Annotated in this window: 7 protein-coding genes; 4 read left to right on the top strand and 3 right to left on the bottom strand. The window is 69.4% G+C overall.

The genetic code is table 11. The annotated features are described in order from the left end of the window. Positions 1–113: 113 nt before the first annotated feature. The gene (pchR, locus tag LJF27_RS29675; protein WP_003106955.1) at positions 114–1,004 is read right to left on the bottom strand and encodes a pyochelin biosynthesis transcriptional regulator PchR; all 891 of its coding nucleotides are present in this window, start codon (positions 1,002–1,004) and stop codon (positions 114–116) included. A gap of 229 nt (positions 1,005–1,233) precedes the next feature. On the opposite strand from pchR, the gene pchD reads away from it, so the two are divergent. From pchD to pchA, 4 genes are read left to right on the top strand one after another with little or no spacing between them, the layout of a single operon-like run. Further along, positions 1,234–2,877 (top strand): pyochelin biosynthesis salicyl-AMP ligase PchD, encoded by a 1,644-nt coding sequence (gene pchD / locus LJF27_RS29670; RefSeq protein ID WP_003118945.1) that lies wholly within the window; start codon positions 1,234–1,236, stop codon positions 2,875–2,877. After that, positions 2,874–3,629: a pyochelin biosynthesis editing thioesterase PchC gene (pchC, locus tag LJF27_RS29665; protein ID WP_003114687.1), complete on the top strand. Its 756-nt coding sequence runs from the start codon at positions 2,874–2,876 to the stop codon at positions 3,627–3,629. The genes pchD and pchC overlap by 4 nt, the downstream gene beginning before the upstream one ends. Beyond that, on the top strand, positions 3,629–3,934 hold the full coding sequence (pchB, locus tag LJF27_RS29660; RefSeq protein WP_009877106.1) for an isochorismate lyase PchB: 306 nt from the start codon (positions 3,629–3,631) through the stop codon (positions 3,932–3,934). Before pchC ends, pchB begins: the two co-directional genes overlap by 1 nt. Further along, positions 3,931–5,361, top strand: coding sequence for an isochorismate synthase PchA (gene pchA, locus LJF27_RS29655; protein WP_003114686.1), 1,431 nt, complete (start codon positions 3,931–3,933; stop codon positions 5,359–5,361). Before pchB ends, pchA begins: the two co-directional genes overlap by 4 nt. 88 nt (positions 5,362–5,449) lie before the next feature. On the opposite strand, the gene ssb is transcribed toward pchA, so the two are convergent. Both ssb and LJF27_RS29645 read right to left on the bottom strand, forming a co-directional pair. Next, positions 5,450–5,947: a single-stranded DNA-binding protein gene (ssb, locus tag LJF27_RS29650; protein WP_003114685.1), complete on the bottom strand. Its 498-nt coding sequence runs from the start codon at positions 5,945–5,947 to the stop codon at positions 5,450–5,452. A gap of 16 nt (positions 5,948–5,963) precedes the next feature. Further along, entirely contained in the window at positions 5,964–7,352 is a 1,389-nt protein-coding gene (locus LJF27_RS29645) for an MFS transporter (protein WP_003103910.1), read from the bottom strand. Positions 7,353–7,385: the final 33 nt, after the last annotated feature.

The raw sequence follows: 7,385 nt of genomic DNA, 5'->3' as shown, positions 1-7,385 counted from the left end.
CTGGGAGGCCTGGCCGGCAATGCTTTAGACAGCCGGACTGTTTCGTTAGATGCAGCGTCATCCCGCAGCGGCGACACCCCTCCCGTGGCCGGGTCGGGGGTCGTCGCGGAGACTCAGCGGATCTCGCTGGGGGAGATGCCGTAGCGCTTGCGGAAAGCGATGGAGAAATGCGCCGGGCTGTAGCCCACCCGGTAGGCCACCGTGGAGACGTTCGCCTCTTCGTCGCAGAGCATCCGGTGCGCCTCGCGCAGGCGGTATTCCTGCAGGTAGCCGAATACGCTGGCGCCGAACACCTTGCGAAAGCCGGCAGTCAGCTTGCGCGGGTTCATGCCCACGCGGCTGGCCAGCGTGTCCAGCGACGGCGGCTCCTGCAAGGCGCCGACCAGCAGGTCGCGGGCGGCGTGGATGCGCTCGACCTCCGAGCAGGTGATGCGCGGCTCCTCGACGGGGCGCCCCTCGCCGGAAAGGAACTGTGCGCTGAGCGCGGCCAACTCCAGGGCCTTGCCGCCGAGGTAGAGATCGCGGGTCGGACCGAGCATCTGGCAGGTGGCGATCTGCGAGGCCAACGCCTGCATCGCCCGCGGCGCCGGGCAGCTCATGATTCGCGGATCGCCGCCGGGGCGGCGTATCAGTTGCTCGGGCAGCCAGCCGAGGCGGCTGTCCAGGGCTTCGACGCCGAGCTGGACGATGGTGTAGCGCAACGGCTTGTCGGTGCCGTAGATCTGCGCCGAGGTGAAGTCGCCATCGTTGGCGATGGTGCACAGGCTCGGCCCCTCGATGAGGTGCTCGGGCTGGCCGGGAATCCGGCAGCGCAACTGGCCGCTCTGCACGAGGATCAGGCGCAGGCCGCGCTCCAGCGGTTCCTCGAACCAGTCCTCGCTGGCCGAACAGAAGGTTCCGGTCACCAGCTTCATGTTCGGATCGATGTGCGCGACGCCGGGCCGGTTGCCCGGTGCCGGCGCGGCGGCATCGGCCTGTGGCGGAGCAATGATGGTGATGGTCATCAGGTTTTCCTGTAGCCCGGGCGCTGCCGACGCGGCGACGCCTTCCTGGATACGTGGGGGCAGGGGGACTTTTTAGCGGAGATGGACAAAGCGCCCTGCACTCCGCCCCTGCAGCGAATGAAAAAGCCCCGCAATCGAAAGGCGCGGGCTTGCGCGGTCCCTGCCGCCCGCCAATGATAATAAATCTCATTTCCCAGCAATGGCAATCGACCGCATCCACGGAGATCGCATGACTTCCTCGCCCGTCACCCCATCGGCCGTCGACGACGCCCCCGACTGGCCCGCCGCCTTCGTCCGCCGCTATCTCGACGCCGGCCACTGGCAGGACCAGAACTTCGCCGAAGCCCTGGCCGCCAGCGCCGCGCGCCATCCGCGGCGGATCGCGCTCTGCGACGACGACCAGCGGCTCAGCTATGCCGACCTGCTCCAGCGCTGCCGCCGCCTGGCAGCCGGACTGCGCCAGGCCGGCCTCGCACATGGCGACACGGTAGTGCTGCACCTGCCCAACGGCATCGCCTTCGTCGAGACCTGCTTCGCCCTGTTCCAGCTCGGCGTACGCCCGGTGCTCGCCCTCCCCGCCCATCGCCAGCATGAGATCAGCGGTTTCTGTCGCTTCGCCGAGGCCAAGGCCTACATCGGCGCCGAACGGATCGACGGCTTCGACCCACGGCCGATGGCCCGTGAGCTGCTCGCCAGCGGCGCCTGCCGGATGGCGCTGATCCACGGCGAAGCCGAGGCGCCGCTGCAAGCGCTGGCACCGCTGTACCAGGCCGACGCGCTGGAAGACTGCGCCGCCCGCGCCGAGGATATCGCCTGCTTCCAGTTGTCCGGCGGCACCACCGGCACGCCGAAGCTGATTCCCCGGCGTCATCGCGAGTATCTCTACAACGTCCGCGCCAGCGCCGAGGTCTGCGGCTTCGACGAGCACACGGTGTACCTCACCGGCTTGCCGATGGCGCACAACTTCACTCTCTGCTGCCCCGGAGTGATCGGCACGCTGCTGGCCGGCGGCCGCGTGGTGGTCAGCCAGCGCGCCGATCCCGAGCATTGCTTCGCCCTGATCGCCCGTGAACGGGTCACCCACACCGCCCTGGTACCGCCGCTGGCGATGCTCTGGCTGGATGCCCAGGAAAGCCGCCGCGCCGATCTATCCAGCCTGCGTCTGCTCCAGGTCGGCGGCTCCAGGCTCGGCAGCAGTGCCGCGCAACGCGTCGAACCGGTGCTCGGCTGCCAGTTGCAACAGGTGCTGGGAATGGCCGAGGGGCTGATCTGCTACACCCGCCTGGACGATCCGCCCGAACGCGTGCTGCATACCCAGGGCCGGCCGCTGTCGCCGGACGACGAAGTGCGGGTGGTCGACGCCGAGGGCCGCGAGGTCGGCCCCGGCGAGGTGGGCGAACTGACCGTGCGCGGTCCCTACACCATCCGCGGCTACTACCGCCTGCCCGAACACAACGCCAAGGCCTTCAGCGCGGACGGCTTCTACCGCACCGGCGACCGGGTCAGCCGCGACAAGGACGGCTACCTGGTGGTGGAGGGCCGCGACAAGGACCAGATCAACCGCGGCGGCGAGAAGATCGCCGCGGAAGAGGTGGAGAACCTGCTGATAGCCCATCCGCAGGTGCACGACGCCACCGTCGTGGCGATGCCCGACAGCCTGCTCGGCGAGCGCACCTGCGCCTTCGTCATCCCGCGCCAGCCGGCGCCCTCGGCGCTGAAGCTGAAGCAATACCTGCACGCCTGCGGGCTGGCCGCGTTCAAGGTGCCGGACCGCATCGAGCTGGTCCCGGCCTTCCCCCAAACCGGCATCGGCAAGATCAGCAAGAAGGACCTGCGCGAGCGCCTGCGCCGCGAGCTGGAGGCCCGCGCATGAGCGCCGCCTGGGTCCGGCCGTTCCGCCTGACGCCGATGCCGCGCCTGCGCCTGGCCTGCTTCCCCCATGCAGGCGGCAGCGCCAGCTTCTTCCGTAGCTGGAGCGAACGCCTGCCGCCAGACATCGACCTGCTTGCCCTGCAGTACCCGGGTCGCGAGGACCGCTTCAACGAGGCGCCGGCCACCCGCTTGGAGGACCTCGCCGACGGCGCCGCCCTCGCCCTGCGCGATTTCGCCGACGCGCCCCTGGCGCTGTTCGGCCACAGTCTCGGCGCGGCGCTGGCCTACGAAACCGCCCTGCGCCTGGAAAGCGCCGGCGCGCCGCTGCGCCACCTGTTCGTCTCCGCCCATCCGGCACCGCACCGGCAACGCGGCGGCGCGTTGCACCGCGGCGACGAGGCGGCGCTGCTGGAGGACGTCCGCCGCCAGGGTGGCGCCAGCGAGCTACTCGAGGACGCCGACCTGCGCGCGCTGTTCCTGCCGATCCTGCGCGCCGACTACCAGGCGATCGAGACCTACCGACGGGCGCAGCCCATCGCCCTGGCCTGCGCCCTCGACGTCCTCCTCGGCGAGCACGACGAGGAAGTCAGCGCCGCCGAGGCGCAGGCCTGGAGCGACGCCAGCCGGACTCCCGCCAGGCTGCGGCGCTTTCCTGGCGGCCACTTCTACCTGAGCGAGGGGCGCGACGCGGTGATCGAGCACCTGCTGCGCCGCCTCGCACATCCCGACGCCCTTTCCCGAGAGGTTGCATGATGAAAACTCCCGAAGACTGCACCGACCTGGCGGACATCCGCGAGGCCATCGACCGGATCGACCTGGATATCGTCCAGGCCCTCGGCCGCCGCATGGACTACGTCAAGGCGGCGTCGCGCTTCAAGGCCAGCGAGGCGGCGATTCCGGCGCCCGAGCGGGTCGCCGCGATGCTCCCCGAGCGCGCCCGCTGGGCCGAGGAAAACGGACTCGACGCGCCCTTCGTCGAGGGACTGTTCGCGCAGATCATCCACTGGTACATCGCCGAGCAGATCAAGTACTGGCGCCAGACACGGGGTGCCGCATGAGCCGGCTGGCGCCCCTGAGCCAGTGCCTGCACGCCTTGCGCGGCACCTTCGAGCGCGCCATCGGCCAGGCGCAGGCGCTCGATCGTCCGGTCTTGGTGGCGGCGTCGTTCGAGATCGACCCATTGGACCCGCTGCAGGTATTCGGTGCCTGGGACGACCGGCAAACGCCCTGCCTGTACTGGGAACAGCCCGAGCTGGCGTTCTTCGCCTGGGGCTGCGCCCTGGAGCTGCAAGGCCACGGCGAACAGCGCTTCGCCCGGATCGAGGAAAACTGGCAATTGCTCTGCGCCGACGCCGTGGTCGAGGGCCCGCTGGCGCCGCGCCTGTGCGGCGGATTCCGCTTCGATCCGCGCGGCCCGCGCGAGGAACACTGGCAAGCCTTCGCCGATGCCAGCCTGATGCTCGCCGGCATCACCGTGCTGCGCGAGGGCGAACGCTACCGGGTACTCTGCCAACACCTGGCCAAGCCCGGCGAAGATGCCCTGGCCCTGGCCGCCTACCACTGCTCGGCGCTACTGCGCCTGAGGCAGCCGGCCAGACGCCGGCCCTCGGGGCCGACCGCTGGCGCGCAGGGCGACGCTTCGGCGCAGGAGCGCAGGCAATGGGAAGCCAAGGTGAGCGACGCGGTAAGCAGTGTCCGCCAGGGACGCTTCGGCAAGGTCGTGCTGGCCCGCACCCAGGCCCGGCCTCTCGGCGACATCGAGCCGTGGCAGGTCATCGAACACCTGCGTCTGCAACATGCCGACGCCCAGCTGTTCGCCTGTCGCCGCGGCAACGCCTGCTTCCTCGGCGCCTCCCCGGAACGCCTGGTCCGCATTCGCGCCGGCGAGGCACTCACCCATGCCCTGGCCGGGACCATCGCCCGCGGCGGCGATGCCCAGGAAGATGCGCGGCTCGGACAGGCCCTGCTGGACAGCGCCAAGGACAGGCACGAACACCAGTTGGTGGTGGAGGCGATCCGTACGGCCCTGGAACCCTTCAGCGAGGTGCTGGAAATCCCCGATGCGCCCGGCCTGAAACGACTGGCGCGAGTCCAGCACCTGAACACGCCGATCCGCGCCCGCCTCGCCGACGCAGGCGGCATCCTGCGGCTGCTGCAGGCGCTGCATCCGACCCCCGCGGTGGGCGGCTACCCACGCAGCGCGGCGCTGGACTACATCCGCCAGCACGAAGGGATGGACCGTGGCTGGTACGCCGCGCCGCTGGGCTGGCTCGACGGCGAAGGCAACGGCGATTTCCTGGTGGCGCTGCGCTCGGCCCTGCTCACGCCGGGCCGGGGCTACCTGTTCGCCGGCTGCGGTCTGGTAGGCGATTCGGAACCGGCCCACGAGTATCGCGAAACCTGCCTTAAGCTCAGTGCCATGCGGGAAGCTCTATCCGCCATAGGCGGCCTGGACGAAGTGCCCTTGCAGCGCGGCGTCGCCTGAAAACGAAGACCCCCTGCGGCCCGAGGGCGGCAGGGGGTCTTCGAAGGTCTGCCCGTGGCGCGGACGGGCCGCGCCGCAAGGGCGTCGCTTAGAACGGAATGTCGTCGTCGAAGCTGTCGTAGTCCTGGGCCGGTTGCGGCGCCGGTTGCTGCTGCGGGGCCGGACGCGACTGCTGCTGCGGGGCCTGCTGCGGGCGCTGCATGGGCTCGCGCGGGGCGCGCTGCGAATCGTCGCCGGAGGGGCGGCCGCCGAGCAACTGCATGTTGCCGTTGATGTCGACCACGATCTCGGTGGTGTAGCGATCCTGACCATCCTGGCCCTGCCACTTGCGGGTGCGCAGGCTGCCTTCGACGTAGACCTGGGAACCCTTGCGCAGGTACTCGCCGGCGATCTCCGCCAGGCGGCCGAAGAACACCACGCGGTGCCATTCGGTGCGCTCCTGTTGCTGGCCGGTCTGCTTGTCCTTCCAGCTCTCGCTGGTGGCGAGGGTGATGTTGGTCACCGCATTGCCGTTGGGCATGTAGCGGGTTTCCGGGTCACCACCGACGTTACCAACCAGAATGACTTTGTTAACCCCACGGGCCATGACGTTCTCCTAAGGTTCAGCATCCGCCCGGCGCGGCCTGGGCCAGGCGCTCGAGGGCGGTGCGATCCACTTGTTGGGTATCCACTTTGACATAGGCGGCGGCCTCCTCGGCCACCACCACGGCGTCTGCCACACCGGGCAACGCCCTGAATCGCTGGACCAGCACCGCGTCCTGCAGCGCGGCGGGCGCGAGCGGCAGGCGAATGCTGGTCACATAAGGCGGTTCGCGCATGGTAACAGCAATCGCCAGCCAGAGGGCAGCGAGCACCGCGCATCCGATGAACACCATGCTCAGCCCGCCGTGCTGGAACATCCAGCCGCCGAGGATGCCGCCCAGCGCCGCACCGAGGAACTGGCTGGTGGAATACACCCCCATCGCCGTGCCCTTGCCGCCGGCCGGCGAGACCTTGCTGACCAGCGACGGCAGCGAGGCTTCGAGCAGGTTGAAGGCAGTGAAGAACACCACCGTGCCGACCACCAGCATGGCCAGGCTGTGACCGAAGACCAGGAAGAACAGTTCGCAGGCCAGCAGGGTCGCCACCGCGCCGGTCAGCACGCGCTTCATGCGACGCTTCTTCTCGGCGTAGATGATGAACGGCACCATGCCGAAGAAACCGACCAGCAGCGCGGTCAGGTAGACCCACCAGTGCTGCTCCTTGGGCAGGCCACCCTCGTGCACCAGCGCCAGCGGCAAGGCGACGAAGCTGGCCATGAGGATGGCGTGGAGGATCAGGATGCCGGCGTCCAGGCGCAGCAGGTCGCCGTGCTTCAGGGTCGGCAGCAGGGCCTGGCGCGCCACGCTGGATTCGCGGTGCTGGGTCATGTGGTCCGGCTGTGGGACGAAGAACAGGATCAGCAGCAGGCCGACCAGCGCCATCCCGGCGGTGAACCAGAACAGCCCATGCAGGCCGAACAGATGGGTCAGCACCGGGCCGAGCACCATGGCCACGGCGAAGGAGACGCCGATGCTCATGCCGATCATCGCCATCGCCTTGGTCCGGTGTTGCTCGCGGGTGAGGTCGGAGAGCAGTGCCATCACCGCCGCCGAGATCGCCCCGGCGCCCTGCAGGACGCGGCCGGCGATCACCCCCCAGATGGAGTCGGCATTGGCCGCGAGGGCCGCGCCGGCGGCAAAGATCAGCAGCCCGACGACGATCACCGGGCGCCGGCCGATGCGGTCGGAAATGGTCCCGAAGGGAATCTGCAGGATCGCCTGGGTCAGGCCATAGGCGCCGATGGCCAGGCCGATCAGCGCCGGGGTCGCGCCGGCCAGGTCCTGGCCGTAGGTGGCCAGCACCGGCAGGACCATGAACATGCCGAGCATGCGGAAGGCGAATACCAGTGACAGCCCGACGGCCGCTCGCGTTTCGGTACCGCTCATCCGCTCAGTATGTGAGTCGTGCATAACACCCTCATGGAAGAAACCGCTGCAGGGCAA

The sequence above is a fragment of the Pseudomonas sp. 203-8 genome (genome assembly GCF_020708595.1).
Classification (GTDB): Bacteria; Pseudomonadota; Gammaproteobacteria; order Pseudomonadales; family Pseudomonadaceae; genus Pseudomonas; species Pseudomonas aeruginosa.
The sequence above is the reverse complement of the archived record's forward strand: the minus strand, read 5'-3'. Positions and strand labels throughout refer to the sequence as shown.